Source organism: Ruegeria sp. R8_1, from assembly GCF_017743815.1.
Classification (GTDB): domain Bacteria; phylum Pseudomonadota; class Alphaproteobacteria; order Rhodobacterales; family Rhodobacteraceae; genus Ruegeria; species Ruegeria lacuscaerulensis_A.
In genome coordinates, this window is the sequence record NZ_JAGHRL010000001.1 from 426,272 (window position 1) to 452,675 (window position 26,404).

21 protein-coding genes are annotated in these 26,404 nt (G+C 57.7%); 15 read left to right on the top strand and 6 right to left on the bottom strand.

The genetic code is table 11. The features are described 5' to 3' along the window. The first annotated feature begins 24 nt into the window (after positions 1 to 24). From J7380_RS02155 to J7380_RS02165, 3 genes are all read left to right on the top strand, one after another. Positions 25 to 3,039, top strand: coding sequence for a sarcosine oxidase subunit alpha family protein (locus J7380_RS02155; protein ID WP_209194282.1), 3,015 nt, complete (start codon positions 25 to 27; stop codon positions 3,037 to 3,039). Beyond that, entirely contained in the window at positions 3,032 to 3,598 is a 567-nt protein-coding gene (locus tag J7380_RS02160) for a sarcosine oxidase subunit gamma family protein (protein WP_209194283.1), read from the top strand. Before J7380_RS02155 ends, J7380_RS02160 begins: the two co-directional genes overlap by 8 nt. A 273-nt stretch (positions 3,599 to 3,871) precedes the next feature. After that, positions 3,872 to 4,297, top strand: coding sequence for a hypothetical protein (locus J7380_RS02165; protein WP_209194284.1), 426 nt, complete (start codon positions 3,872 to 3,874; stop codon positions 4,295 to 4,297). A gap of 485 nt (positions 4,298 to 4,782) precedes the next feature. On the opposite strand, the gene J7380_RS02170 is transcribed toward J7380_RS02165, so the two are convergent. Further along, positions 4,783 to 5,544: an FkbM family methyltransferase gene (locus J7380_RS02170; protein ID WP_209194285.1), complete on the bottom strand. Its 762-nt coding sequence runs from the start codon at positions 5,542 to 5,544 to the stop codon at positions 4,783 to 4,785. Between the two features lie 100 nt (positions 5,545 to 5,644). Between J7380_RS02170 and J7380_RS02175 the strand changes: the two genes are divergently transcribed. The 3 genes from J7380_RS02175 to J7380_RS02185 all read left to right on the top strand — a co-directional run bounded on the left by J7380_RS02175 (position 5,645) and on the right by J7380_RS02185 (position 7,752). Then, a complete protein-coding gene (locus J7380_RS02175) occupies positions 5,645 to 6,244 on the top strand; it encodes a superoxide dismutase (RefSeq protein WP_170354575.1) in 600 nt (199 codons plus the stop codon). A gap of 289 nt (positions 6,245 to 6,533) precedes the next feature. Then, positions 6,534 to 7,025: a hypothetical protein gene (locus J7380_RS02180; RefSeq protein ID WP_209194286.1), complete on the top strand. Its 492-nt coding sequence runs from the start codon at positions 6,534 to 6,536 to the stop codon at positions 7,023 to 7,025. Positions 7,026 to 7,299: 274 nt separating this feature from the next. Next, positions 7,300 to 7,752: a host attachment family protein gene (locus J7380_RS02185; protein WP_170354573.1), complete on the top strand. Its 453-nt coding sequence runs from the start codon at positions 7,300 to 7,302 to the stop codon at positions 7,750 to 7,752. A gap of 35 nt (positions 7,753 to 7,787) precedes the next feature. Here J7380_RS02185 and J7380_RS02190 read toward each other — a convergent pair whose 3' ends face one another. After that, positions 7,788 to 8,351 carry a TIGR00730 family Rossman fold protein gene (locus tag J7380_RS02190; RefSeq protein ID WP_209194287.1) on the bottom strand — a complete coding sequence of 188 codons (564 nt, stop codon included), beginning with the start codon at positions 8,349 to 8,351 and terminating at the stop codon, positions 7,788 to 7,790. A gap of 126 nt (positions 8,352 to 8,477) precedes the next feature. On the opposite strand from J7380_RS02190, the gene J7380_RS02195 reads away from it, so the two are divergent. From J7380_RS02195 to J7380_RS02205, 3 genes are all read left to right on the top strand, one after another. After that, the gene (locus tag J7380_RS02195; protein WP_209194288.1) at positions 8,478 to 9,890 is read left to right on the top strand and encodes a LysM peptidoglycan-binding domain-containing protein; all 1,413 of its coding nucleotides are present in this window, start codon (positions 8,478 to 8,480) and stop codon (positions 9,888 to 9,890) included. A gap of 78 nt (positions 9,891 to 9,968) precedes the next feature. Next, positions 9,969 to 11,774, top strand: a complete 1,806-nt coding sequence (locus J7380_RS02200; protein WP_209194289.1) for an ABC transporter ATP-binding protein/permease — start codon at positions 9,969 to 9,971, stop codon at positions 11,772 to 11,774. Between the two features lie 40 nt (positions 11,775 to 11,814). After that, positions 11,815 to 12,213 (top strand): DUF2147 domain-containing protein, encoded by a 399-nt coding sequence (locus J7380_RS02205; protein WP_209194290.1) that lies wholly within the window; start codon positions 11,815 to 11,817, stop codon positions 12,211 to 12,213. Between the two features lie 33 nt (positions 12,214 to 12,246). Here J7380_RS02205 and J7380_RS02210 read toward each other — a convergent pair whose 3' ends face one another. Next, complete coding sequence (locus J7380_RS02210) at positions 12,247 to 16,008, bottom strand: efflux RND transporter permease subunit (RefSeq protein ID WP_209194291.1); 3,762 nt, start codon at positions 16,006 to 16,008, stop codon at positions 12,247 to 12,249. After that, positions 16,005 to 17,237 (bottom strand): efflux RND transporter periplasmic adaptor subunit, encoded by a 1,233-nt coding sequence (locus tag J7380_RS02215; RefSeq protein ID WP_209194292.1) that lies wholly within the window; start codon positions 17,235 to 17,237, stop codon positions 16,005 to 16,007. The genes J7380_RS02210 and J7380_RS02215 overlap by 4 nt, the downstream gene beginning before the upstream one ends. A 225-nt stretch (positions 17,238 to 17,462) precedes the next feature. Here J7380_RS02215 and J7380_RS02220 point away from each other — a divergent pair, with 225 nt between their 5' ends. The 5 genes from J7380_RS02220 (at position 17,463) to J7380_RS02240 (ending at position 22,814) form a co-directional block, all read left to right on the top strand. Then, positions 17,463 to 18,134 carry a hypothetical protein gene (locus J7380_RS02220; RefSeq protein WP_209194293.1) on the top strand — a complete coding sequence of 224 codons (672 nt, stop codon included), beginning with the start codon at positions 17,463 to 17,465 and terminating at the stop codon, positions 18,132 to 18,134. A 41-nt stretch (positions 18,135 to 18,175) separates the two neighbouring features. After that, on the top strand, positions 18,176 to 19,498 hold the full coding sequence (locus J7380_RS02225) for a PQQ-like beta-propeller repeat protein (protein WP_209194294.1): 1,323 nt from the start codon (positions 18,176 to 18,178) through the stop codon (positions 19,496 to 19,498). Between the two features lie 48 nt (positions 19,499 to 19,546). Further along, entirely contained in the window at positions 19,547 to 21,010 is a 1,464-nt protein-coding gene (der, locus tag J7380_RS02230; protein WP_209194295.1) for a ribosome biogenesis GTPase Der, read from the top strand. 165 nt (positions 21,011 to 21,175) lie between these two features. Next, a complete protein-coding gene (locus J7380_RS02235) occupies positions 21,176 to 22,162 on the top strand; it encodes a fatty acid desaturase (protein WP_209194296.1) in 987 nt (328 codons plus the stop codon). Positions 22,163 to 22,238: 76 nt separating this feature from the next. Further along, positions 22,239 to 22,814 carry a helix-hairpin-helix domain-containing protein gene (locus tag J7380_RS02240; RefSeq protein ID WP_209194297.1) on the top strand — a complete coding sequence of 192 codons (576 nt, stop codon included), beginning with the start codon at positions 22,239 to 22,241 and terminating at the stop codon, positions 22,812 to 22,814. Between the two features lie 55 nt (positions 22,815 to 22,869). Here J7380_RS02240 and serS read toward each other — a convergent pair whose 3' ends face one another. Together serS and J7380_RS02250 are read right to left on the bottom strand one after the other, a co-directional pair. Beyond that, entirely contained in the window at positions 22,870 to 24,162 is a 1,293-nt protein-coding gene (gene serS, locus J7380_RS02245; protein ID WP_209194298.1) for a serine--tRNA ligase, read from the bottom strand. A 72-nt stretch (positions 24,163 to 24,234) separates the two neighbouring features. Beyond that, the gene (locus tag J7380_RS02250) at positions 24,235 to 25,896 is read right to left on the bottom strand and encodes a mechanosensitive ion channel family protein (protein ID WP_209194299.1); all 1,662 of its coding nucleotides are present in this window, start codon (positions 25,894 to 25,896) and stop codon (positions 24,235 to 24,237) included. 202 nt (positions 25,897 to 26,098) lie between these two features. Between J7380_RS02250 and yajC the strand changes: the two genes are divergently transcribed. Then, complete coding sequence (gene yajC / locus J7380_RS02255; RefSeq protein WP_170325331.1) at positions 26,099 to 26,386, top strand: preprotein translocase subunit YajC; 288 nt, start codon at positions 26,099 to 26,101, stop codon at positions 26,384 to 26,386. Positions 26,387 to 26,404 lie beyond the last annotated feature (18 nt).

Consider the following 26,404-nt stretch of genomic DNA (forward strand, 5'->3'; position numbering starts at 1 on the left):
TTCCGCCTGCGAAAGGTCCGCAACATGAGTACCCGTCTCGCAAATCAAGGCCGGCTGATTGACCGGTCGAAACAGGTCACATTCAGCTTCAACGGCACCTCGATGCAGGGGTATGAGGGCGACACGCTTGCCTCGGCTCTGCTGGCCAATGATCAGATGATGATGGGCCGGTCGTTCAAATACCACCGTCCGCGCGGCGTTGTCGCCAGCGGCGCGGAAGAGCCGAACGCTCTGGTCGGTCTGGGGCAGGGCAACCGGTTCGAGCCGAACCAGCGCGCCACCACGACCGAGCTGTTCAACGGTCTGACCTCGATCTCTCAGAATCACTGGCCCAATCTGGAATTCGACATCGGCGCGGTGAACACAGCGCTGGCGCGGTTCCTGCCGGCTGGCTTCTACTACAAGACGTTCATCCATCCGAAACCGTTCTGGAAACACGTCTACGAGCCGTTCATCCGTCAGTCCGCCGGTCTGGGCAAAGCGCCCGACAAGGACAACCGCGATGCAGACACCTATGAACACTTCTACCACTTTACCGATGTTCTGGTGATCGGCGGCGGTGTGGCGGGTCTGCAGGCCGCGAAAGTGGCTGCCGCTTCCGGTGCCAAAGTCATGCTGATCGAGCAGACGGCCCATTGGGGCGGGCGCGCTCCGGTTGATGGCGGCACGATCAATGACGAGCCTGTGGATAAGTTCGTGGAACAATTGGTTTCCGAACTCGAAACAATGGGCAACGTCACGATGCGCAATCGCTGCATGGGGGCCGGGGTCTATGACCACGGTTACGTGCTGGGATATGAGCGTCTGACCGACCATAAACCGGGCACCCAAGGCCCACGTCACCGGCTGTGGCGCATCCGCGCGAAACAGGTCGTCACCGCCACCGGCGCGATCGAGCGTCCGTTGTCCTTTGCGGGCAACGATGTGCCGGGCGTGATGCTGGCCTCGGCCATGCGCGACTATGTGGTGAACTGGGGCGTGACCCCCGGTGACCGCGTGATCGTCGCCACCAATAACGACGACGCCTATCGCACCGCGATCACCCTCAAGAAAGCCGGTGTGGATGTGCTGCGCGTGGTCGATGCACGCGACACGGCGGGTCCGCTGGCGAATGAGGCGCGCGAACTCGGTATCCGCGTCGACCCCGGCAAAGCGATCGCAAAGGTTAAGGGCGGCAAGCGCGTCAAGAAAGTTGCCATCTGCAATCAAGAAGGCATCGGCGGCGCGCGTGAAGAGGTCGAATGCGACGCGGTCGCCATGTCGGGCGGCTGGTCTCCGGTCGTTCACATGTGGTCGCATTGCGGCGGCAAGCTGATCTGGGACGAGGCGCAGGCGCATTTCCGTCCTGATCCGTCGCGGCCTCCGCTTGGTGCTGATGGCGAAGGGTTCGTGCTGGCCGCGGGCTCGTCAAATGGTCCGCTGGCGCTGGGCGACGTTCTGACCGACGCGGATGCGGCGGGTAAAGCAGCGGCCAAGGCGGCCGGGTTCACAGCAAAACGCACCAAAGCTCCGGTCGGTGAGACCACGGCTGAGGCTCCGATGGCGGCGGTCTGGTTGATGCCCGCCAATGCCGAGATCGGTTTGCGGATGAAATCCTGGCTGGATTTCCAGAACGACGTCAAAGTCTCAGACGTTCAGCTGGCGGCGCGCGAAGGTTACGAAAGCGTTGAACATACCAAGCGTTACACCACGCTGGGCATGGCGACTGACCAAGGTAAGTTGAGCAACATCAACGGCTTGGCGATCCTTGCTGATGCACTGGATTCGGAGATTCCGAAGGTCGGCACCACCACCTTCCGCCCGCCCTATACGCCCATCTCGCTGGCGTCGATCGGCGGTGAGGCACGTGGTGAGGTGTTCCAGCCGATCCGTCAAACTCCGATGCACAACTGGCACGACAAGAACGGTGCCGATTGGGAACCGGTGGGCCATTGGCGTCGAACCTATGCCTATGTCCGTCCCGGCGAGACGGTGCATGACGCGGTGAATCGCGAGGTGAAGAACACCCGCGAAAACCTCGGCCTGCTGGATGCATCGACGCTGGGCAAACTGATCGTCAAAGGCCCCGATGCGGGCAAATTCCTGGACATGATGTACACCAACATGATGTCCACGCTGAAGGTCGGAAAATGCCGCTATGGCCTAATGTGCTCGGAAAACGGCTTCCTGATCGACGACGGCGTTGTTGCCCGCATCGACGAGGACACGTGGCTGTGCCACACCACCACCGGCGGGGCCGAGCGCATCCATGGCCACATGGAAGAATGGCTGCAGACCGAATGGTGGGACTGGAAAGTCTATGTCGCCAACGTGACCGAGCAATACGCGCAGGTCGCCGTGGTCGGCCCCAACGCCCGCAAGGTTCTGGAGAAGCTGGGCGGCATGGATGTCAGCAAGGACGCCCTGCCCTTCATGGAATGGCGTGACGGCAAGATCGGAGACTTCGATTGCCGCGCCTATCGCATCTCGTTCTCGGGCGAGCTGTCCTATGAGATCGCCGTTCCTGCATCGCAAGGGCAAGCGTTCTGGGACGCTCTGATGGATGCGGGCAAAGAGTTCGGCGTGATGCCTTACGGCACCGAATGTCTGCACATCCTGCGGGCCGAGAAGGGCTTTATCATGATCGGCGACGAGACCGACGGCACCGTGATCCCGCAGGATCTGGGGCTGCACTGGGCGCTGTCGAAAAAGAAAGAGGACTATCTGGGCAAGCGCGCCCACACCCGCAGCCATATGGCCGATCCGGACCGTTGGAAACTGGTCGGGCTTGAGACTGTGGATGGTTCCGTTCTTCCCGATGGTGCCTATGCGGTGGGCGAGGGTGTGAATGCCAACGGTCAGCGCAACATGATCGGGCGTGTGACCTCGACCTACTACTCGGCCAATCTGGGCAAAGGCATCGCCATGGGCCTGATCAAGCACGGTCCTGACCGGATGGGCGAGATTGTCGAGTTCCCGGGCACCGACGGCAAAACCTACAAAGCCAAGATCGTCGATCCGATTTTCTACGACAAGGACGGGGAGAAGCAGAATGTCTGAACCCATCAGCGCACTGAACCACGCCAGCTTTGACGGCATCGCCAAAGTCGAAGAATGCGGCCTGCAAGGCATGATCACGCTGCGCGGCGATCTGTCCGACAAAGTACTAGCCAAGGCCGTCAGGGACGCTACCGGGCAGAAGGTGCCCGGTCAGCGCGAGGCAAGCGTCAACGGGGATACCGGCGTGTGCTGGATGTCTCCGGACGAATTGCTGGTGCTGGTGCCCTATGCAGAGGTGAACGCCAAACTGGCGCAGATGACTGAAACGCTTAGCGGCACACATGCGCTGGCCGTGAACGTCTCGGATGCCAGGGCGGTGTTCTGCGTTTCGGGATCTTCTGCGCGTGAGGTGATGGGCAAGCTGGCTCCGGTTGATTTGTCGGCAGATGCCTTCCAGCCCGGCCAGATCCGCCGCTCGCGTTTGGCGCAGGTTGCGGGCGCGTTCTGGATGGATGACGCCGAGACCTTCCGCGTGGTTTGCTTCCGATCAGTCGCAGACTACGCGTTCAAACTGCTTAAGGTTGCGGCGCAACCGGGCAGTGAGGTTGGTGTTTACTAAGCATTTTCAAATGCTCGATTTTTGGGCTGCCGGGGAACCTGGCGGCCCTTTTTGTTGCCGCGACAGCACAGTTGTGATTGATCCGATCAGCTTGGTTCGTGACGTAAGAATTGATTTCCTTCAAGCGACACGCATTGTTAGACTGTTGGCTGATATTATCACGCATGACGTGTAGAGTGCCGATAGTGTTCAACAGTGCTTCTAGGGTAAACGGAATTAATGATTTCGCTAAGAATGACTGCGGTTTGTGCCGTAATGATGGTCTCGCCAGCTGTGGTTTTGGCTGAGACATATAAAGAAACTTTCGAGTGCACATTCGGAAAAGGCCTGGCGAATCGTCCGACACCTGAGAAAGTGGTGTTTTCAGTGGACGAATTCGGGCGTTCTGCTCTGCTGCATGAGGTCGAGATTCCGGGCATCGTAACTGACACAGGGTCGGGCCGAATCCGACGAGATTCTCCGATCAAATTGTCGATCGCGTGGGTCGGTCAGAACTATTTGTATGCGGCCACAGGAAGAACGTATGCAGGAAATGAATCGCGTATTGATGCAATCGATCTGAGGGATCAGGAGTTCTCGATTGCTTTGGATCGCAGAACGATGAAAGCGATTACAAAGTCTTCCACTGTATCCGCATATGCGGCGCGCGACGGTTTTGCAAAAGGACGTTGCAAAGCTATTGGAACCCCCAAACCCTGATTTAGGAGACTAGGATTTTGAAACAGTTTTTGTATTCGATCGCAGCTGTCATGTGTACGGCGTCTGCTCAGGCGGATATCGTGAATTATGAGTGCGAGTTACACAGCTTGGAAGCGCAAGGATGGATTCCTCCGGTCGTCTTGCTGAGTGTCGATGCTGACAATAAGCGCGCGCGGGCATTCGATGGCGCAATCCGCTCTGCCAATGAGCTTGCGCGGATTGATAAAAACACGCCAGCAAATGCCAAGTTCAAACTCACGCGAAAAGGCGAATACCGATTGTCGTGGCGCCTGACACTGTCCTCAAACTCTACGCGCCAATACCGTGTGTCGTATACAGCGACAGTCGACCCCGAGACGAACAAGTTAAAGATGTCGGCAAGTTTCCCGCAGGCCAACTTGGGAAACCGACCCAGTGGAATTGGGCGCTGCCAGCCGATATCCGCGCCTACCTTGTTTTAGATCTACAAGCGGCTGGGAAAAAGCCTAACCGCTGAAGACAAACGACTGAAAACCGTTCAACGACGTTGGCGCAGTCAGGGCTTGCACCTCGACCTCTTCGCCGTTGGCAGTGCGGCAAGATGGGTAAAACGACAACAAATCCGCCAGTTTGGCCATTCGATCCTGACGTTGCGCCTCGGGCAAAAGCGGCGCGTGGGTGGAAAGATAAAGCGCGGGTCGGGTCACTTTCAGAAACGGGACAAGGCTGGGCAGCACCATGTATTCTGCCCCCTCGATATCCATTTTAACGAGTGACACACTGGACAGGTCGGTCGCGGCTTCGAACTGATCCCAGGCAATGGTCAGCGCATCACTGCCATGAGCCGCGTCATGCAAAAGCGAACTGGTGGAATCACCGGGTTCTCCTCTTACCGAGGCCATACGTGCAACGCCGAACCGATCCGACAGGGCTACGCCAAAGGCCGAGACGTTGCGGACGTTGTTCAAATCCATGTTCCAGGCCAGGTACCGGTAAGCGGTGGGGTCAGGCTCAAAGCACCATACATGTCGCGCGCGCCGCGCGCCGTAAAGAACGGTGGGGCCGATCCATGCACCTATATCCAGATAATCGCTTTCGGGTTTCAGATGAGCATCCAACACGGCAAAAGTCTCGGGCTCCCACAGGCCAGCAGAGGCCTTGCGCCAGAATTTCGAATGGTAGGGGTCCAGTCGAAACCGTTCTCCATTCAGACTGCCTGAATAGTATCCGCGGGCGCGGTAAAACATCTTGCGCGCCTGTGTCAGCATCGCGGACCTCCGGGTTTTCTTGTCTCTGCCCTTGACCTATGGCCGTTGCCAAAGCATTTAACCTTTGGAACCGCAACAATCATTTCAACAGGGGGCCGAGATGGCTTTTGAACTTCCTGATCTTCCTTATGCACATGACGCGCTGGCAGCCAAGGGCATGTCCGCGGAAACATTGGAATATCACCACGACCTGCACCACAAGGCCTATGTCGACAACGGCAACAAGCTGATCGCCGGAACCGAATGGGACGGCAAGTCGATGGAAGAGATCATCGTGGGCACCTATGACGCAAATGCTGTCGCCCAGAACGGTATCTTCAACAACATCAGCCAGCTGTGGAACCACAACCAGTTCTGGGAGATGATGGGCCCCGGCGACAATGCCATGCCCGGTGAGCTGGAGAAGGCTCTGGTCGAGAGCTTTGGTTCGGTCGACGAATTCAAATCGCAATTCAGCGCGGCAGGTGCCGGTCAGTTCGGCTCGGGCTGGGCATGGCTGGTCAAGAACGCTGACGGCTCACTGGCTGTCACCAAGACCGAAAACGGCGTGAACCCGCTGTGCTTTGGTCAGACGGCTCTGCTGGGTTGCGACGTGTGGGAGCATTCCTACTACATCGACTTCCGCAACAAGCGTCCGGCGTATCTGACTAACTTCCTGGACAATCTGGTGAACTGGGAAAACGTCGCCTCGCGGATGTGATCCATGACCCGGCAAGGGGTCATTAGGGGCCTGCTGGCGGTGACGCTGGCAGGCTTTCTTTTTGGGGTAACGTTTTCTGCTGTCTGTCTGAATGGCAGGTGCTCAAAGCACGGCTGGATAAGAGCTGGGCTTTCTTAACCGCTTGGGTTCAGCGTTTATAGAAACGTCATTTCGAACAAGGATTTCAATGAATTTTGATCACAATAGGTCACTTTTCCAAAGACCCCGTTCGTCAGCGTCATTTGCGACAAAGCTTTTTCTTCGGGCCGTGGCAGTCTGTTTCCTCGCAATGGTAGCCATTGGCGTAGTTGCATACATCAATCAGTTGAGTTCGTACCCAGGTATCATCGTTCACCCACCAGCGTGGCTTTTTACTTTTGCACATGTCATTGCCATCCTGAGCGCTTTGGCAGTTGGTTATCTGGTATTGTATGTATCGACTGAAAAATCAAAATGGTTCATCGGCGCAACGGCTCTTGTTGTCGGCTATTCGATTGCGTTTAGTGCGATCGCATGGGGCGTTCCTAACCTGTCCGTCGGATTTCTCGGCCAACCCGTGCGATTGGAAATTGAAGTTCATGGGGCTTCTGCTACCAGCAGCACGCGCAGTTGGGGCTGCCGCAATCGCCTACATTTCGGCCCGTGGTATGCGCCAGGCGGCTCTGTCTGTTTTAACATTCCCAACCCAAGCGTTCTTATAGGTTCGACTTTGGTCGCGCAGGGGATTGGAAACGACTGGGCCACTCGGGTGACACAGGTTGAGGGAACGTACAAACGCTGAGTCATGTTCGATCAGATTCAAGCAAACTTGTGATCCGCTATTGAGATTCTGAAGTTGGACCGCGACAGGAGAAATCCCGCCTATCAACAAAGTTTAATCATGAGATGGGATTGTACCATGCCGCGCAATGCTTACCTCAGTATAAGCGGAGGGAGAGAACCGCCAATCTGCTAAAAATGCTCAAGCAGCGCGCTGAAAAACCGTTGGCGCGCAAAGGGATACCTATGTCCGTTGAACAAGGGATAGTCATATAAAACCTCAACAGGAGATCACGATGGTCGCACTTTCACAGGGAACTTGGATTGTCATTGCTGACGGCGAAAAAGCACTGTTCATGGAGAACATTACGGACGCGGAAGACCCGAATTTGATGATTGTTTCTGTCGAAGAGACCGACGGGCCGGCAGGCCGACCATCGGATCGGGCAGGGCGGCGCGCTGATGCTGGTCCGAACCAGAAATCCGCGGTTGAAGAACCCAAGTGGAAAGCACAAGCAAAGTCTCTGTTCGTGCAAGACGTTGCTAATCTGTTGAACCGAAAAGGATTGAAGGGAGCGTATAAACGGCTTGTCCTGGTCGCCAGCCCTCATGTCCTGGGCCTTTTGCGTCGGCGTCTGCATAGCGAAGTTCTGGGCAAGGTCGTGGCCGAAGTTGACAAGACCTTGACCAACCACCCGCTCCATAAAGTCGAGCAGGTTTTGATTAACCGTTTGAAGCCTGCGACTTAGGCTAAATTCCGAAAGCAGGCGACGCGCTCGCCTGCTTATCCCCTGGGGGCGACCAACAGTGTCCGCAGATTTGCCATGGCCGTTTCCGGCCCGTCGACCCACGTAATGAAATCGCTCAGCGAAGCGTCGGCAAAGCCCTGACCAATGACCTGCTGTACAAGATCGTGCAGCGCGTCCCAGTAGCCATCCACATTCATCACCAGAATGGGTTTGTCATGCAGGCCCAACTGCCGCCAAGTCAGCGCCTCGAACAGCTCGTCCAGCGAGCCGGGGCCGCCGGGAAGGACGACAACCGCATCAGCGTTCATGATCATGACCTTCTTACGCTCGTGCATCGTTTCGGTGATCACAAAACGGGTCAGGTCGGTCTTGCCAACCTCGCGCTGCAACAGGTGAACTGGGATGACGCCGAACGTGTCTCCGCCTGCGTCTTGTGTGGCGCGGGCGACCTCTCCCATCAGCCCCACATCTCCGGCGCCGTAGACCAGACGCCAGCCTTCTTTGGCAAGGTGCTGCCCGAATGTGCGTGCAGCCTGCGCATAGGCCGAATTAACACCATTGCGTGACCCGCAATACACACAGACGGATTTCTGGGTCATTATATAGGCTCTCCGGGGTTGTAACTGTGGTTTTGACCCCTGATAGCGGGATTGATAGATTGGCTCAACCGTCACGCAGAATGTGTTGAAGTCAAAGCATTTGCGCTGCGGAGTGAAAGGAAAAAAATGGACGCCAAGTCGGGAAGCGAAAGCACCGGTCCTGTCACCTGGGGGGTGATCATCGGGATACTGGTTCTGGTCGGGGCCACGGGGGCCTATATGTCCGGGGTATTTGACCAAGAGCCCGAAGGGTCGGGCGCTCAAACGGATGTGGCAGATCAGCCGGTTCAAGACACCGCTACAGAGCAAAGCGCGGCCGTGTCCGAGGATGAAGGCAGCAAACCAAGCCCTTCGGAAAACACAGAAGCGGCAGAGACCGAGGCTCCGGCAGAGCCGAAAGCAGAAACGGAACAAGCAGAAACTGAAGCTGCGCCCGAATTGTCACCGCCGACTCTTGATCAGATATTCGTTGAACCGGACGGGAACGCGGTACTGTCCGGCTCGGCTGAGCCAGGTGCTTTGGTGCGCGTCCTGCTGGATGGGGAAACTCTGCACAGCTTTACGGTCGACGGCAGCGGCCAGTTTGCCGTATTCGTCACGATCCCGTTCGCCAACACCGCGCGGGGGCTTGTGTTGGAGACAGACAGAGGCGATCAGCCGGTCCGGTCGGACGACTACATGATCGCTGCCTTGCCCGAGCCCAAGGTCGAAATTGCGGCGGCTGAACCCGCTGAAGACACGGTGGCAACGCCCGAAGTGCAGGAATCCTCTTCGGCAAGTGCTGGAACTGCGCAGACCGAGACGTCAGCGCCCGAGGATGATCAGGTCGCGAGCGTCAGTCAGTCGTCCGACGATGAACAGAACGAGACGGGCGCCCCGACACAGGGCGGCGAACAGCTAGACACCGCGCAAGCCGAAACCGCTCCGACCGCGGATGCTGTGCCTGACACTCCGCAAGAGCCTGTGCAGGAAGAAACCCAAAATCAACAGGTTGCGATACTGCGTTCGGGCGAAGACGGGGTTGAGCTGGTGCAACCTGCGTCTCCGCAGGACAGCGCATCGGATCAGGTTGCACTGGACACTATCGGGTATTCTGACGCCGGTGATGTCGAGTTGACGGGCCGCGTGCCTGATGGTTCGGTGGTGCGCCTTTACCTGAACAACCGGTTGGTTGCGGATTTGCCGCCAACCGATGACGGGAAGTGGCGCAGCGAGCTTGAGGGGGTCGACCCCGGTGTTTACACCTTGCGGGTGGATGAGGTCGGTACGGACGGAACCGTCGTCAGCCGTCTTGAGACGCCCTTCAAACGTGAACCGCTAGAGGTTCTGCGTGCCGCTGATACCGCCAATGGGTCTGCCGCACCCGATGCGCCGGTCATCCGTTCGGTCACTGTTCAGGAGGGCGACACCTTGTGGGCAATCTCGCGTGATCGCTATGGGGACGGGCTTTTGTTCGTGCGTGTGTTCGAAGCCAACCGCAATGCGATCCGTGATCCTGATCTGATCTATCCAGGGCAGGTCTTCACCATTCCCGAGTAATCCTGTACCTCTGGCCCTCTTGGGTCGGGGGCCAATCTCTGACCGCAGTTTTGGTACGTGATGAGACGAGCAGCCCATATGCATTCTGACGACATGCCCGAGGTCGACGAACGCCGTTCCGGCTGGCGAACGATCCGCAAGGTCGCCCCCTATCTATGGCCCGAGGATGAGCCATGGGTGAAACGACGTATCGTCATCGCCATGAGTATGCTGGTTATCGCCAAGCTGATCGCTGTCTACACGCCGATCCTTTACAAGGGCGCGGTTGACAGCCTTGCCGCCGAGGGCGTGCCTCCGCTGGCACTCGGAGCTGTTGGGCTGACGGTCGCTTACGGTGTTGCGCGGATGATGACGGTGGGGTTCCAGCAGTTGCGCGATGCGGCGTTTGCACCTGTCGGTCAGCGGGCACTGCGGGCCCTGGCGCTTGAGACCTTTCAGCACATTCACCAATTGTCGATGCGCTATCACGTGACCCGCCGTACCGGTGGGCTTAGCAGGATCATCGAGCGTGGCGTCAAGGGGGTCGAGTTTCTACTGCGATTCCTGTTGTTCTCTATCGGGCCTTTGATCCTTGAGCTGCTAATGGTTGCGATCATCCTGATGTGGCTGTTCGACGTGTGGTATCTGGTTGTGGTCGCGGTCACCATCGCGCTGTACATCTGGTTCACTTTTGCGGTGACAGAATGGCGCGTAAAATTGCGCCGTGAGATGAACGATCAGGACACCGAAGCCAACCAACGCGCCATCGACAGTCTGCTGAATTTTGAAACCGTCAAGTATTTCAATGCGGAAGAACGCGAAGCTGAACGCTATGACGTGTCGATGAAGGCTTACGCTGGGGCCGCGCTTAAAACGGCGTACTCATTGGCTTTCCTGAATTTCGGGCAGTCCTTCCTGATTACCTGTGGGTTGATCGGTGTCATGGTGCTGGCCGCGCTGGGCGTGCAGGCGGGTACATTAACCGTGGGCGATTTCGTGATGGTGAATGCCTACATGATCCAGATTACGGTGCCTTTGAATTTTCTGGGAACGGTCTATCGTGAGATCCGGCAGGCTCTGGTTGATATGGGGCAGATGTTCGATCTGTTAGAGCAGCCGGCCGAGGTAACAGATAAGGCCAATGCGCCCGCGCTGAATGTGACCGGCGGCGAGGTGACGCTGCAGGATGTCCGGTTCGGGTATGATCCTGACCGTGAAATCCTGAAAGGCGTGTCGTTGACCGTTCCTGCGGGGCAGACTGTGGCAATCGTGGGGGCAACAGGGTCGGGTAAATCCACAATAGGGCGTCTGCTGTTCCGGTTCTATGATGTAACCGGCGGGGCATTGAAAATCGACGGGCAGGACGTACGGGACGTGTCGCAAACCAGCCTGCATTCGGCCATCGGAGTTGTCCCGCAGGATACCGTATTGTTCAACGATACGATCCGCTACAACATCGCGTACGGCCGCAATGGTGCCACGCAAGAGGATGTCGAAGCCGCCGCAAGGGCGGCGCAAATCCACGACTTTATCATTACGTTGCCCGAAGGCTATGACACCAAGGTTGGGGAACGTGGGCTGAAACTGTCAGGCGGGGAAAAGCAGCGGGTTGGGATCGCGCGCACGTTGCTCAAGAACCCTCCGATCCTGTTGCTGGACGAAGCGACCTCGGCGCTGGATACCGACACCGAGCAAGAGATCAAGGACGCATTGGCCCAAGCTGGCAAAGGTCGCACGGTGCTGACCATTGCCCATCGTCTTAGCACAATCGCCGAGGCCGATCGTATTGTTGTGTTGGAACGTGGCGAGATCATCGAACAAGGCACTCATGACGAATTGCTGCAGCGTGAAGGGCGGTACGCGCAATTGTGGAACCGACAGCAATCGGACGCGCAAGCAGCGTAATCTTGTGCTAGACTTCGGGATATTCTCCGGAGGTGTTGGAATGCGTCAGTTTTCGTGGATCTTCTGTGTTTGCGTGGCAACGCTGACATGCAGTGCAGCTTGGGCCGGAGATGACCCGATCATAGGCGTCTGGAAGACCGAGCCGGATCGCAAGAACCTGACATCTCACATCAAGATCACCGCGTGTGGCAATGCGTTTTGCGGGCAAATCCTGTCGGCGTATAACGCTTCGGGCAAAGAGGTTCAGACGCCCAACATCGGTAAGAAACTGTTTTGGGATGTGACCAGCGAAGGCAATGGCAAATACGGAGGGGGCGAATTCTGGGTTCCCCTGATTGACGTGGATGCCGTTCCGCAGATGACGCTTGAGGGCGATACTTTGCGGGTGAAGGGCTGCGAGCATCATATCTGCGCTCATCAATCCTGGACGCGCCTGTAAAGAAGCGGGGCCGGCACTGCCGACCCCGATGTATTACTCAGCGGCCCTAAGAGGTGACCCCGGTGGAGTGTCCTTGTGCGGGTCTTCGGGTTTGTCGTCCCAGATCACTTCGGCCGATTGTGCTTCAAGTGCAGCCTTGTCGGTCTCCATGTCCTGGGCGACCTGGCTGGACTGACCGCTGGACGCACGGACCACAAGTTTCGCAAGCAACACTGCATAGGTCGAAACCCAGACGCGCAGGGCTAGGAATGATGGCGTGACGATCAGGGTCAGGATGGTTGCAATTCCCAAACCAAAGACTACGGCTGTTGCAAGTTGCTTCCACCACAGTGCAGTCGGGCTGTCGATGGAATAACCGCCGTTGATAAAGTCCAGCGACAGGCCGAACATCATCGGGGTCAGACCTGCCATAGTGGTCAGGGTGGTTAGCAGAACCGGGCGAATACGGGCCTCGGCGGTGCGGATGATCGCCTCGATCCGAGGCATGTAGCGGCTGTATTCCTGATAAGTGTCAATCAGAACAATATTGTTGTTCACCACGATCCCGGCCAAAGCCACGATCCCCGTTCCCGTCATGATGATCGAGAAGGGCTGCTGCATCACCATCATGCCCAGCAACACTCCGGTGGTCGACAGCACCACCGCCAACAGCACCAGTACCGAGTTGTAGAAGCTGTTGAATTGCGCCAACAGGATCACAAACATCAAACCCAGCGCACCCAAGAAAGCATTGGCAAGGAAAGCACCGGATTCGGCCTGTTCCTCTTGGTCGCCCGTCCATTCCCAAGAGATCGCCGGACCAAAGGGGTTCGTGTCCAGCCATTCTGTCAGCACTGCAATGCGTTCGTTGGGGTTCACCGGCGAGATTGACGCGGACCCTTCGTCGATCAACGCCTGAACAGCGCCCACGTCCTCGGACCCGGTCAGCAACACAACATCGTATTCAACACCGTTGGTGCCAGTCAGGCTGAGATCAGTTGCAGTCGCGTCTTCAGCGACCTGTCGCAGCATGGCCAACCTTGTGGAGGTGCCGTCAGCGGCCTGAGTTGTAACCTTGCTGAGGCCCGGTTCCACATCCGCCTTCACATCGAAGTATCGCTGCTGGTCGACACGGTTGATCTCGGCCAGTTTTGCAACCGGCTGGCGGGTGACAAAGTTGGAAAGCGGGACCAGTCCGTCGGCTGTCCGGACTTTCAGAGTATCCAGCGTCGACAAGACGCGATCTTCATCGGGCAGGCGGACACGGATCTCGATCTCTTCATCGACCGTTTCGGGGCGCATTTCTCCCAGCAACAGGCCCCGCGTAACCAGTTGCACCATCGCTCCTACGGTCGCTACATCTGCGCCAAACCGGCCCGCTTTTGCGACGTCGACGTCAATCTGCCAGTCGATACCCGGCAGTGGCAGGGTGTCCTCGATCTTGATCAGGCCGGGAGTTTCATCGAACACCGCCCGCGCGGCGGTCGTGGCGGCTGTCAGCTGCTCTCGGTTGTCGCCCTTGAGGCGCAGGTGCACCGGTTTGGCCGAAGCCGGGCCTTGTTCCAAGGGCAGGATTTCCACCACGATCCCAGGCAACGTCGCCAGTTCCGCATTCAACTGGTCCAGAACGAAGTCACCGTCATATTCCGGAGCGATCGTCTGGCGGTCCAAAAGGCCAAAGAGGATCGGCTCGGACAGGGTAGGGCGGTCCTCCCATGGGATGATCTCGAACTGTACGCGACCGATCGTGTCGGCCGGTGCCTGAGCTCCACCGTTGTTCTGATCCAGCCCCCCTTCACCTGCGAACGAAAACACATTGATGACCGCAGGATGGGCTCCAATGATTTGCTCGGCGGCCAGCACCATCTCGTCTTTTTCCGCCAACGAGATATTGCCCCGTGCGCGGACATAGGCCGTGGCCTGTTCCGGCTCGCTTTCTACAAAGAACTCGACCCCGCGGTTGTTATTGCCGTAGGCGGTGATGACCGCCATCACCAGGATGGCAACGACGACGATGGAAACGACCGGCATGATCGGGTTGCCAACCAGAAACTTGATGAAGTGCCCGAACTGAGTGTGTTCGCGCACAGTATGCACATGCGGATCCGGAGCGCGCTCGATCTTGATCGCGCTCAGCGTGATAGAACCGGCAAAAGCTCCGAGGATGAACAGAACCGCGCCCAACAAAAGGCCACCCGCAGGGATCAGGAAGGCTGGATTCAACATCTGCATCGCGCCCAAGAACATCAGTAGAAGGGCGGGCGGCACCATCAGCGCGCGCATGTTCCACGAGAACCGCGCACGTAGCCAGTGCGAGGCGCGGTCAAACATACGGCTCAGGCGACCCGAAACACCGCCCATGACGGGGAGGTAGATCAGGGCAACGATTAGTGAGGCTGACAGAACAAAGATCAGGGTTACCGGAAGCATGCCCATGAACTCACCCGGTACGCCGGGCCAAAACAGCATGGGCAGAAACGCACACAGCGTTGTCGCGGTCGAGGACACGATGGGCCAGAACATCCGCTGGGCGGCTTCGACATAGGCGTGCATTGGCCCGACGCCGTCCTTGATGCGTTTGTCTGCATATTCCACGACAACGATCGCGCCGTCGACCAGCATGCCCACCGCAAGGATCAGACCAAACATAACGATGTTTGAGATGCTGACACCCATGACTGCAAGAAAGGCGAAACACAAAAGGAACGAGGTCGGAATGGCGAACCCGACCAGCAGGGCTGCACGTGTACCCAATGCGGCCAGCACCACGATCATAACCAGTGCAATCGCCGTCAGGACCGAGCCTTCGAGCTGGCTGACCATTGATCCGACGATGCGGCTTTGGTCGTTCGATGTGCCAAGCTGGATCGCGGCCTGCATCTCGGGGGGCCATTTGGTGCGGGCCTCGGCAATGGTCTTTTTGACGTCTTCAACCGTGTCGATCAGGTTAAAGCCCTTGCGCTTGACCACCTGCAAGGCGACGGTGGATTCGCTGTTGAACCGGGCAGTGCCTTCGCGATCCTCGAACGTATAGTTGATCTGCGCCAGCTCTCCCATCGTGACGACGCGATCGCCGTTCACCTTGACCGGCAGGTCATACACGTCCTGAGCCGTTTTGAACGATGAAGGAATCTTGACCGCGAAGGTACCTTGTTCGGTTTCGACCTCACCGGCTGCAATCAGTTGGTTGTTATTCTGGACGACGTTGATCAATTCAGCGGCCGTGACGTCATAAGCCTCAAGCCGCAACGGGTCGATGATGACCTCAAGCAGTTCGTCCCGGTTGCCCGCAATGCCGGCTTCCAGAACCGAATCCATGGCCTCAAGATCGTCCTGCAAATCCTTGGCAACGCGCGCCATCGTGCGTTCAGGGACTGCTCCGGTCAGGTTGACGATCACGATCGGGAATTCGGAAAAGTTGATCTCGGTCAGGGAATACTGTTCGGCCCCGTCAGGAAACTCGGCCTGAGCGCTGTTCATCGCGTCGCGCACATCGGCCATGATGGCTGTCTTGTCCCAGCCAAAGTCGAACTCGAGCGCGACCCCGGCATAGCTTTCTGCCGCCGTCGAGGTCATCTCTTTCAGGCCGTCCAGGTCGGCCAGTTCGGTCTCCATCGGTTTGACCAGAAGGTTCTCAGAGTCTTCGGCCGAGATACCCGGAAACTGAACCGAAACGAACAGGGCAGGGATTTCGATGTCCGGCTCGCCTTCCTTGGGCAGGCCAACATAGGCAAAACCACCGATCACCAGCGAGATCGCGATAAAGGCCAGGACCATGCGGGCCCGGCCAGCGGCCCAACTGACGATACCGGTCATTCGGAGGGTTCCTTGTATGTAGGCTCAACCGTCACACCGCTGGTTACGAATTCCTGACCAACAACAATCACGTCAACGGTTTCGGGCAACCCACCCAACCACACGCCCTCTGACGAGTCGCGCAGCAGACTGACAGGCTTGAAGTCGACCACGTTGCCACTGCCGATCGTCCGTATACCCACTTTTCCTTCGTGGTTCAGGGTCAGGGCCGATTGCGGTAGCAGATGGGCCTTGGCGCCTTCGGCGGCAATGCGGATATCCGCAGTCTGACCGTCGCGGATCGAAAGATCGGGGTTGGGAACGGTAACTTCAACTTCGAAGGTTCGCGTGGTTTCATCGGCCGATCGGCTAAGAAATGTGACGCGTCCGGCGACTTCTAGACCGGTCACTAATGTGGCCGACGCCTCGGACCCGACAATCACACGGTTGACCTCGGCTTCGGGGACAAACCCAACCAGCTTGATTGGGTCCAGCTGGATCACGGTCGCACACAAAGACCCCGGTTGCATGAGACTACCCAGTTCAGCCGTATCGCTTTCCAGCAGGCCGTCAAAAGGTGCCTCAATGGTCTGACGATCAATTTCGCGCCGCGCGGCTTCGACTTCGGCGATGGCGGCTTCAATGCCTGCGCGTGTCGCCTCAAGCCCAGCCTCGGCGGTCTTGATCCCTGCCTCGGCTGTGCGCATGGCCGCCTGGCTTGAAATTTTGCGTGTTTCCGAGCCGAACCCGGTTTCAGACAGGCGCTCGGCGGCGGTCAGGTTGATCTCGGCCTCTGCGACCAGGGCGTGCGCCTCTTCCAGACGGGCTTCGGCTTCGGGGATACGGCTTTCAGCCTCCAGCTTGCCTGCCATGGCCTCGGCCAAACTGGCTGGGCGTGTGCCCGGATCGAGTTCACACAACAAGTCTCCGGCTTTCACAAAGCTGCCTTTGCGTTTGGGATCTGAGATCACGGTCGAGGTTGTTTCGGCCAGAACTTCGACCTGCCGGTTGGCTTTCGTCTGCCCACGCAGCAGAACAGCACTGTCAATTTCGCGTGCGGATGACCTAACGGCAACCACGCCGACGACGGCCTGAGAAGCCCCCGAAACAGCCTCACCTTGTGCGTCAGAAACGACATTTTCGTCGGCTTCCGCACGGCCTGCCAAAGCGAAAAGGGCGTCGCGTTCGAAGACGAGCAGAAACAGCGCGACGACAACGAGCAAGGCATTTACCAGTGAAATCAAACGCATGTAGAATTTCTCCCAGAATTCTCCGCCAAGATTTCTTCGGCGCTCAGGCATAAATGTGGGCCTGATTATGTACCTTTTCTACGCTGAACTGAATAGTTTGGTTCACATTTTTGCGCAACCCTGACGGGATAGGGTGAAAATGTGCGAATTCCGGCCCTTGGCTTGGCAAGGGTGCCGGGGTATGACATGGCGCCATAGACCACTGACACAGCCCGGAGGGCAGGGATGAGCGACGTCGACAGTTTTATTGATGAGGTGACCGAAGAGGTGCGCCGAGACCGCCTTTATCTGCTGTTGCGCCGGTGGGGATGGATTGGTGTCCTGCTTGTGGTTCTTATCGTCGGCGGTGCTGCGTTCAACGAAATCCGCAAATCGCGGGCAACTTCGCAGGCTCAGGACTTAGGTGACGCGATTCTTGCGGCGCTGGCCAAGAACGACTCGGGTGAACGCGCGACTGATCTTGCGGCAGTCGAGAGTGCCTCGCCGGGTGGTGACGCTGTTGTAAACATGCTTCTGTCCGCATCACAGGTTGAAGCCGGATCCGAGCAGGATGCAGTGGATAGCCTGAACACGATTGCGGTTCAGGGGGACCTGCCAGAAATCTACCGTGCGATTGCTGCCTTCAAAGCGCTTCTGTTGCAAAGCGATACGATGCCCGCAGCCGACCGCCGCCAACAATTCGAGGCGCTGGCTGCGCCCGGTGCACCGCTGCGGTTGCTGGCTGAAGAACAACTGGCGCTGATAGATGTCGCCGAGGGCAACACCGATGCGGCTATCGCACGGTTACAGACACTGCGGCAAGATGCCGAGATCGGTGTTGACCTGCAGCAGCGCGCTGCGCAACTGATTGTGGCCCTTGGGGGCGTACCGGAACCCTTGGTGGCCCGCCAGGGCTGACCCGCGGCGCAAACAACACTGACAGACGAGTTCGGATCATCATGGTAACAAGTCTCTTTTCTCGCGTTGGAGTGTCGGTCGCATTGGCCTCTGTCACGCTTTTGGCGGCATGTGAAGAACCTCAGGTCATCCTTCCCGGCGTCCGCGAGGATATTCGTCCAGCCTCGGACAATGAAGCAGTTGAAACACGCGGATCGAAACCGATCAGCCTGCCGGCACAACAGGCCAACGCCAATTGGTCGCAAAGTCCTGGCACTGTTGCCTATCGTACAACGCACCCGCAACTGCGTGCGACCCCTCAACGGGTTTGGTCGGCGTCGATTGGGAAAGGGGATTCGCGCAAACAGCGGATCACAGCAGAGCCCGTCGTCGCAGGCGGCTTGATCTACACCCTGGATTCCGAGGCTAATGTTACCGCGACCTCGACCCAGGGTCAGAAAGCTTGGAGCACGAACCTTATTCCCGCAAATGATGGTGACGAGGACGCAACCGGCGGCGGAATGGCGTATGCGAACGGGGTGCTTTATGTGTCGTCCGGGTTTGGCCGTCTGACAGCACTGGATGGCAAGACTGGGGCAATCCGCTGGCAAAAGCGCTTGAACGCGACAGGAAGTGGCGCGCCACTTGTCAACGATGGGCTGCTCTATCTGGTCGCAGGGGACGAAACAGGTTGGGCCGTGGATACCAGCAACGGACGCATTGCCTGGCAGATTCAAGGCACACCGAGCGTGGGTAATGTTCTGGGGGCTCCGGCCCCTGTGATCGCGCAGGATTTTGCGGTGTTTGCATTTGGGTCCGGCGATGTGGCTGCTACTTTTCGCAAGGGCGGAATTCGTCGCTGGAATGCTTCGGTCGCCGGAGGGCGTCGTGGACGGGCGGCGGCCCAGATCGTCGATGTGACCGGAGGGCCGATGGTGGCCGGGGACACTATCTATATTGGCAACCACTCGGGCCGGACTGTGGCGTTCGAGATCGGATCGGGCGAGCGGAAATGGACCGCCGATGAAGGTGCAATTGACACTGTATGGCCGGTTGGCGGAAGCCTGTTTCAGATCAGCGACCGCAGCCAGTTGGTGCGTCTGGACTCGTCCGATGGGTCGGTCATCTGGGCGCGGGATCTGCCGGGTTTTGTCAAGGACAAGCCCAATCGCCGAGGACCGATCGTTGCGCATTATGGGCCCATTCTGGCTGGGGGGCGCATTGTCGTTGCCTCGAACGACGGTTTTGTACGGTTCTTCAGTCCCGTTGACGGGACGCTGTTAAACCGTGTGGAAGTGCCTGGCGGGGCGACGACGGCGCCGGTTGTGGCGGGGCAGACGCTGTATGTCGTATCGACCAAAGGTGATCTACACGCTTTCCGTTGACGCAAAGATGCGCTAAAGGGCGCGTCTGAGTCTTGAAAGTTTGGTATCATGTCGCTGACCCTCGCCATCGTGGGGCGCCCCAATGTGGGCAAATCCACCCTGTTCAATCGCCTTGTGGGCAAACGTCTGGCCTTGGTCGACGACCAGCCCGGCGTGACGCGAGACCTGCGCGAGGGCGAGGGGCGTCTGGCCGATCTGCGCTTTACCGTGATCGACACCGCCGGGCTTGAGGACGCGACCGATGACAGCTTGCAGGGCCGGATGCGCCGTCTGACCGAGCGTGCGGTGGACATGGCGGATGTCTGCCTTTTCATGATCGACGCGCGGGTTGGCGTGACACCGACCGATGAGCTTTTCGCGGATATCCTACGCAAACGTTCGAAACATGTGATCCTTGCAGCGAACAAGGCCGAAGGCTCGGCCGCGGATGCCGGGGTTCTTGAAGCGTATAACCTTGGCCTTGGTGAACCCGTCCGCTTGTCGGGTGAGCACGGCGAGGGGATGACGGACCTTTATACTCAGCTGATGCCTTTGGCCGACGCGGCCGAAGAGCAGGCGCAGGATGAGGCGCCGGAAATCGATATCGAACTGGATGAGGATGGTGAGGGCGAAACGCCTCTGATCACTGCGGCCAAGCCGTTGCAGGTGGCCGTAGTAGGTCGCCCGAATGCCGGTAAATCCACGTTGATCAATAAGATCATGGGCGAGGACCGTTTGCTGACAGGCCCCGAGGCCGGGATTACCCGCGACGCGATCAGTCTGCGAATTGACTGGGCCGATCCGGATGGCGACAGCACGCCGATGCGGATTTTCGACACGGCGGGTATGCGCAAAAAGGCAAAAGTTCAGGAAAAGCTGGAAAAGCTATCCGTATCGGACGGCCTACGCGCAGTGAAATTCGCCGAGGTCGTGGTGGTTCTGCTGGACGCAGCGATTCCATTTGAACAGCAAGACCTCCGCATTGCCGATCTGGCCGAGCGCGAGGGACGCGCCGTCGTCATCGCGGTGAACAAATGGGACATCGAAGAGGACAAGCAGGAGAAACTGCGCGACCTCAAGGAATCGTTCGAACGCTTGCTGCCGCAGTTGCGCGGTGCGCCTCTGATCACCGTGTCTGCGAAAACAGGCAGGGGGCTGGAGCGCTTGCGCGCTGCCATCCTGCGGGCCCATGATGTTTGGAACCGCCGTGTTCCGACTGCGGCGCTGAACCGGTGGCTGACCGCAATGCTGGAGCAGCACCCGCCGCCAGCGCCCCAAGGTCGCCGAATCAAACTGCGCTATATGACACAGGCCAAAACCCGCCCGCCGGGGTTTGTGGTGATGTGTTCGCACCCTGACAAGATGCCCGAAAGCTATAACCGCTATCTGGTCAATGGGCTGCGAGAGGATTTTGACATGCCCGGTACGCCGATCCGTCTGACGCTGCGCGGGCAGGGTGACAAAAACCCCTACAAGGGACGGCGCAAGAAAAACGCCGGTGCTTTGGCCAAGCATCTCAAAGGTCGCGCGTAACTGCGCCAATTTTCAGCATTTTCGGCGGTAGGGCGTGACATGCTTCGAACTGCGCGCTAGCATTCAAGCGCGTGCATCTGTTTTTGCACGCACGGGTTGCATGCGGAGATTCCGCACCTAATTTCAAATTGATATTGAACCGGGCCATCGTGAGGGGCGGGCTGGATGGATCTTAGGGAATACACACGGCAATACGCAGTCCAGGACAACCGGCTGGCTGCGCTGAGTTACTTTGGAACTTTTGCCGTTTATTTTACGTCGCTGGCGCTGGCGATTGCATATGTGGATCAATGGTTCATCATGATCCCTGCCGGAATTGTTTTTGCCTTCTCAGCTGTGCGGCTTTACGTCTTGCAGCATGATTGCGGACATCACTCACTGTTCGAGACGCGCCAGCAAAACGAGTGGGCGGGGCACGGGCTGTCCCCCTTCACATTTGCCCCTTTTGAAGTGATGAAGCAGAACCATAACCTTCACCACTCGGGCATAGGCAATCTGGAACATCGCGAAACAGGGGAAATCCACACCATGACCCTGCGTGAATGGAATGAGGCAGACTGGAAAACGCGTTTTTTCTATCGCCTTTATCGCAATCCGTTCATTCTGGTTCCAGTAGGTGCGTTGTTTACCTATTTCATTCGTTATCGCTGGCCCAAAAACACTGTCCGGTTTGGGGTGGCGGGTGTGGTACTGCACAACCTTTCGATCGTCGTATTTCTGGGTCTGCTTTACCTCATCGCTGGCGGTACCGGCATTTTGGTATGGATTGTGTTCTCATTTCTGGGCGGGATGCTGGGTGTGTTCCTCGTGTACCTCCAGCACAATTTCGAGGACACCTACTGGGACCGCCGTCCCGACCTTGACCCCAAGCTGGCAGCTTTGCACGGTTCCTCTGCGCTGGATTTCGGCTGGTGGTTCGACAATGCTGTCGCTTGCATCACGTTGCACGACATCCATCATTTCAATGCGCGGATCCCATCCTATCGGCTGCGCGAATGCCACTATAACCTTCCTGCCGAGTATACGCCCCGCCGGATCAAGTTCCCCGAGGCCGTCGCGGCACTGAACCTCAAGCTGTGGGACGAGGATGCCAAACGACTGGTACCGTTCCCAAAGAAGACGCGGACAACAAATCTGGCCCATAGCAGCTAGCCTATAGATTATATCGCTTGCGAATTGTATATTCTGTGTATATACAATTTCTTGGGTGATGAAGAAAGGACAAAGAATGACCGCAGTGACTAATGTCAAAGGTGTAGGCGAAGCGTTGGGAAAAGCGCTTGTAGCCAATGGCTTCAAGACAGCCGAAGCCATTGCCAAGGCAAAGCCCGCTGATCTGGTCAAGGTCCCGCGAATTGGGGCGGCGCGCGCTCCTTTGTTGATTGCCGCCGCGAAAGACGCGGTATCGTCCAACCCTGCAGCCAAACCAACTGCAAAACCTGCAGCACGTCGGACGGCTGCACGCAAACCGGCCACGCGTAAACCTGCGGCGCGCAAGACCGTGGCCGCTGCCGCCGCCGAAAAACGTGCGCAAGAGGCTGCGCGTAAAGCGGCCGAAGAGAAAGCAGCAGCAGAAGCTGCCGAAGCAAAGGCAAAGAAAAAAGCCAAAGCTAAGGCCAAGGCTGAAAAGGCGGCGAAGAAACGGGCCGAAATGGAGGCCGTCTTCTCGAAAGCCAAGGATAAGGTGAAGGCCAAGACGAAGAAGGGCAAAAAGTCCAAAAAGGACGACAAAGCCAAAGACAGTAAGAAAAAAGATGACAAGAAAAGCAGCAAGAAAAAGGATAAGAAAAAGGCGAAGAAGTAAGACCTCTTCGCCCTTTGATTTTGTTGTAACCGGCGGCTGCGGCGCGCCGGTTTTCTTATGCCAGTGTGCCGTCCGTTTGCAGCGTCAGCTTGCCGCCTAGATAGGGGGAGAGCACCTCGGGCAGGGTGACGGTGCCATCGGCGTTCTGCCCGTTTTCCAGCACCGCAATCAGGCAACGCCCGACCGCCAGGCCCGAACCGTTCAGCGTGTGAACATATTCCGGCTTACCGCCGCCTTCGGGACGGAATCGTGCGTTCATGCGGCGGGCCTGAAAATCACCACAGGTCGAAACCGAGCTGATCTCACGATACGTGTTCTGACCGGGCAGCCACGCTTCGATGTCATAGGTGCGGCGCGCGCCAAAGCCCATGTCGCCGGTGCACAGGATAACGGTGCGATAGGGCACGCCCAGCTTCTCCAGAATGCCCTCGGCGCAGCGCAGCATGCGTTTCTGCTCGTCGTCCGAATTGTCCGGATGCGTGACCGAGACCATCTCGACCTTTTCGAACTGGTGCTGGCGCAGCATACCGCGGGTGTCCTTGCCTGCCGAACCGGCCTCGGACCGGAAGCACAGGGAATGCGCGGTATAGCGGCGGGGCAGATAGCTTTCCTCGATCATCGTGTCGTTGACGATATTGGTCAGCGAGACCTCGGACGTCGGGATCAGCCACCAGCCTTCGCGGGTCTGATAGCTGTCCTCTCCGAATTTCGGCAATTGGCCGGTGCCCTGCATCATTTCCGACAGAACCAGTACGGGGCCGTTCACCTCGGTCAGTTCGTTTTCGTTGATATGCGTGTCCAGCATGAACTGCGCCAACGCGCGGTGGATGCGGGCGACGCCGCCGGACAGCAGTACAAAACGCGAGCCAGAGAGTTTGGCGGCGGTCTCGAAATCCATGCCGTGCTGAACGGATTCGATTTCGAAATGCTCTTTCGGTGCAAAGTCCAGTTCGCGCGGGGTGCCCCAGCGGTTGACCTCGACATTGTCGTTTTCATCCGCGCCTTCGGGCACATCTTCGGCGGGCAGGTTGGGAATCACTGACAATGCGTCGCTCAGTGCATTGTTCAGATCGCGTGCATTCTCCTGAAGGTCCGCGACTGTGGCTTTTTTCTCGGCCACGAGCGCGCGCAGACGTTCGAACTCTGCCTCGTCACCGCGCCCTTTGGCGGCACCAACTTCTTTACTGGCTTTGTTCTGTTCTGCCTGCGCTGTCTCAGCGGCCAGAATTTTGGAACGTCGACGTTCATCAAGTTCAAGGATAGCTGACGACACCGGCGCGTCCCCACGGCGCGCAAGGGCGGCGTCGAAGGCGGCGGGATTTTCGCGAATGGCGCGGATGTCGTGCATGTCTCAGATCCTTGAATGCGTGAATCACTGAAACCGCTTATGCACCATCTGAACCGCAGGGTGTAGCACCGGTTACGCTTTATCCGCACCCTCGTGTGCTTCATGCGCCAGATGGCCATCCCATTCCCCGACCGGGATCTTGGGCTCGGGTGGATCGGCCATGTAAGCGGGCGTCATGATCTGCACGCCGTTCTCGTTGAACACGGCCACGATATTGCGGTGTAGGTCCGAGCGAATTTTGGGAATGATGCTGCCCCGCGTGGTATAGCCGTTGATCTGGTAGTTGATTGCGTAATCGGCCAAAGCGGTCCACAAAACAAAGGGTTCGGGCTTGGCCTTGATCCCTTTGGTGCGGCGGGCGGCCTCGATCAGCATGGCCTCGACCTTTTCGGGCGGTTCCTCATATCCGATGCCGACAGTGGTGTGCAGCAGCAGCCCGCTGCCATCGGTTTTCTTAGAGAAATTCACCACGTCCGAGTTCATCAGCTGCGCGTTGGGGATCGAGATCAGCTCATTCTTGATGGATTTCAGATGTGTCTCCATCAGCTTGATCTGAACCACGTCACCAATGTGATCACCGATCTGGATACGGTCGCCGATTGAGGTCGAGCGGCGGTAAATCACGAAGAGCCCGGCCAGCATGTTCGACACGACCGAGTTCGCACCTAGTGACAGCATCGCGCCTACAAGAATGGTCAAGCCTTGAAAGGCAGCCGAATCTGATCCCGGAATGTAAGGAACGGCAAAGACCAGCGCGATCAGGATGACGATGACGCGTGCAATGTTGAAAGTTGGACTCACCCAGTGTTTTTCAAAATCCCCCAGATCGAATGACCCGGCCTCGACGGCGTCAAAGAACACTCGCATGCCCCGAATGATGTAAAGCGTCACCCAGCTGATTAGACCCAGCATGATCAAGTTAGGGAAGTAGCTGAGGATACCCCTAAAGATCACCAGAACAGGTTCAGTCAGGTAGGTCAGCAGAAGCTGTGCGAAATACCTCGTTTCGGCAAAGGCCAGAAGGACGAAGGACAAGTAGTAGTAGAAGCCCAGAAAAAAGACGACCAACAGGACGAAATTCAAACCATAACGCACCAGCGCGGCGATCGCCTCGGCCTGGACGCTTTTGGCCGTGGCGGTTTCCACGTCCTTCAGATGTCTGGTGACAAATTGCAGGGTTTTGCGGCGAATGCGACGGTGCAGCCATAGGATAACTACGATGAAAAGGGCAAAGCCCACGGTCCAGGCGATGGCCTCCAGTGCACCCGACACGCGGGCCCGTTCGGTTCGATTGGCCCGGTAGGCAACAATGGCATCATGTATTGCTTGGCCATGCAAAAAGCTGAGGACATCCAATTCCATCTGATCCAGCTCGGAATCAGCTTCGGTCACGATGGATACTGCCAGGCCATCCACCAGAATGCGGGTGCCAAGATCCGTCACCTCATAAGTGACGTTTACGTCCTCGTTGTCTGATGCTTCGGCCGCCTGAATGATGTTGTCTTGAACGGTTGCCGCGCGCTCGGGTGCGGGCAGGGCGCTGGAGCCGCGCAGGAAAAATAGCATGTCACCGTCGATAATCACCGGTGCCTTGAATGATTCCGATTCCTCCTCGACCTCAGGGGCTTCGGCAGGCGCGTCCTGCGCCAATGCGGTAAAGGGAAAAAGCGCAGTGCAAACGATGCATGCCCAGAGGCGCAAGAATACGGCAAGTGATTGTATAAGCGACGACATTAGGCCTCCTGTCGTCCAACTATATCTGATCGCGCATGTGTTCAAAGTCGCTTTCTGCAACCAAGAAGCAATTCTGTGATCATAATGATCCAATACCCGCAAAAACTTGCGACGCCATTCCTTGCAAACAGGCAGTGCAAAGAATAGGTTCTCGCAAAATTTGCGGGCCTTTCCGCAAACACAAAACCAAAAGGAATATCCCATGGAAGGTGGCGCAATCGCCCAGTTTCTCCCGCTGATCCTGATCTTTGCGATCATGTATTTCTTGCTGATCCGTCCGCAGCAGAAAAAGATGAAGGAACATCAGGCCATGGTCGAGGCCGTGCGCCGGGGCGATCAGGTCGTCACCCAAGGTGGTCTGATCGGCAAAGTTTCGAAGGTTAAAGAAGGCGAGAACGAGATCGAGGTCGAACTGGCCGAGAACGTAAAGGTGCGCGTCGTCAAATCGACCATCGCCCAGGTTCTGAACAAGACCGAACCGGCGAAGTAACTTCGCGCGATATCTCGT

Bases quoted from the DNA above. Each gene is read 5' to 3' on its own strand.
- J7380_RS02155 (WP_209194282.1), top strand. From the start codon at position 25: ATGAGTACCCGTCTCGCAAATCAAGGCCGGCTGATTGACCGGTCGAAA.
- J7380_RS02160 (WP_209194283.1), top strand. From the start codon at position 3,032: ATGTCTGAACCCATCAGCGCACTGAACCACGCCAGCTTTGACGGCATC.
- J7380_RS02170 (WP_209194285.1), bottom strand. From the start codon at position 5,544: ATGCTGACACAGGCGCGCAAGATGTTTTACCGCGCCCGCGGATACTAT.
- J7380_RS02175 (WP_170354575.1), top strand. From the start codon at position 5,645: ATGGCTTTTGAACTTCCTGATCTTCCTTATGCACATGACGCGCTGGCA.
- J7380_RS02180 (WP_209194286.1), top strand. From the start codon at position 6,534: ATGGTAGCCATTGGCGTAGTTGCATACATCAATCAGTTGAGTTCGTAC.
- J7380_RS02185 (WP_170354573.1), top strand. From the start codon at position 7,300: ATGGTCGCACTTTCACAGGGAACTTGGATTGTCATTGCTGACGGCGAA.
- J7380_RS02190 (WP_209194287.1), bottom strand. From the start codon at position 8,351: ATGACCCAGAAATCCGTCTGTGTGTATTGCGGGTCACGCAATGGTGTT.
- J7380_RS02195 (WP_209194288.1), top strand. From the start codon at position 8,478: ATGGACGCCAAGTCGGGAAGCGAAAGCACCGGTCCTGTCACCTGGGGG.
- J7380_RS02200 (WP_209194289.1), top strand. From the start codon at position 9,969: ATGCATTCTGACGACATGCCCGAGGTCGACGAACGCCGTTCCGGCTGG.
- J7380_RS02205 (WP_209194290.1), top strand. From the start codon at position 11,815: ATGCGTCAGTTTTCGTGGATCTTCTGTGTTTGCGTGGCAACGCTGACA.
- J7380_RS02210 (WP_209194291.1), bottom strand. From the start codon at position 16,008: ATGACCGGTATCGTCAGTTGGGCCGCTGGCCGGGCCCGCATGGTCCTG.
- J7380_RS02215 (WP_209194292.1), bottom strand. From the start codon at position 17,237: ATGCGTTTGATTTCACTGGTAAATGCCTTGCTCGTTGTCGTCGCGCTG.
- J7380_RS02220 (WP_209194293.1), top strand. From the start codon at position 17,463: ATGAGCGACGTCGACAGTTTTATTGATGAGGTGACCGAAGAGGTGCGC.
- J7380_RS02225 (WP_209194294.1), top strand. From the start codon at position 18,176: ATGGTAACAAGTCTCTTTTCTCGCGTTGGAGTGTCGGTCGCATTGGCC.
- der (WP_209194295.1), top strand. From the start codon at position 19,547: ATGTCGCTGACCCTCGCCATCGTGGGGCGCCCCAATGTGGGCAAATCC.
- J7380_RS02235 (WP_209194296.1), top strand. From the start codon at position 21,176: ATGGATCTTAGGGAATACACACGGCAATACGCAGTCCAGGACAACCGG.
- J7380_RS02240 (WP_209194297.1), top strand. From the start codon at position 22,239: ATGACCGCAGTGACTAATGTCAAAGGTGTAGGCGAAGCGTTGGGAAAA.
- serS (WP_209194298.1), bottom strand. From the start codon at position 24,162: ATGCACGACATCCGCGCCATTCGCGAAAATCCCGCCGCCTTCGACGCC.
- J7380_RS02250 (WP_209194299.1), bottom strand. From the start codon at position 25,896: ATGTCGTCGCTTATACAATCACTTGCCGTATTCTTGCGCCTCTGGGCA.
- yajC (WP_170325331.1), top strand. From the start codon at position 26,099: ATGGAAGGTGGCGCAATCGCCCAGTTTCTCCCGCTGATCCTGATCTTT.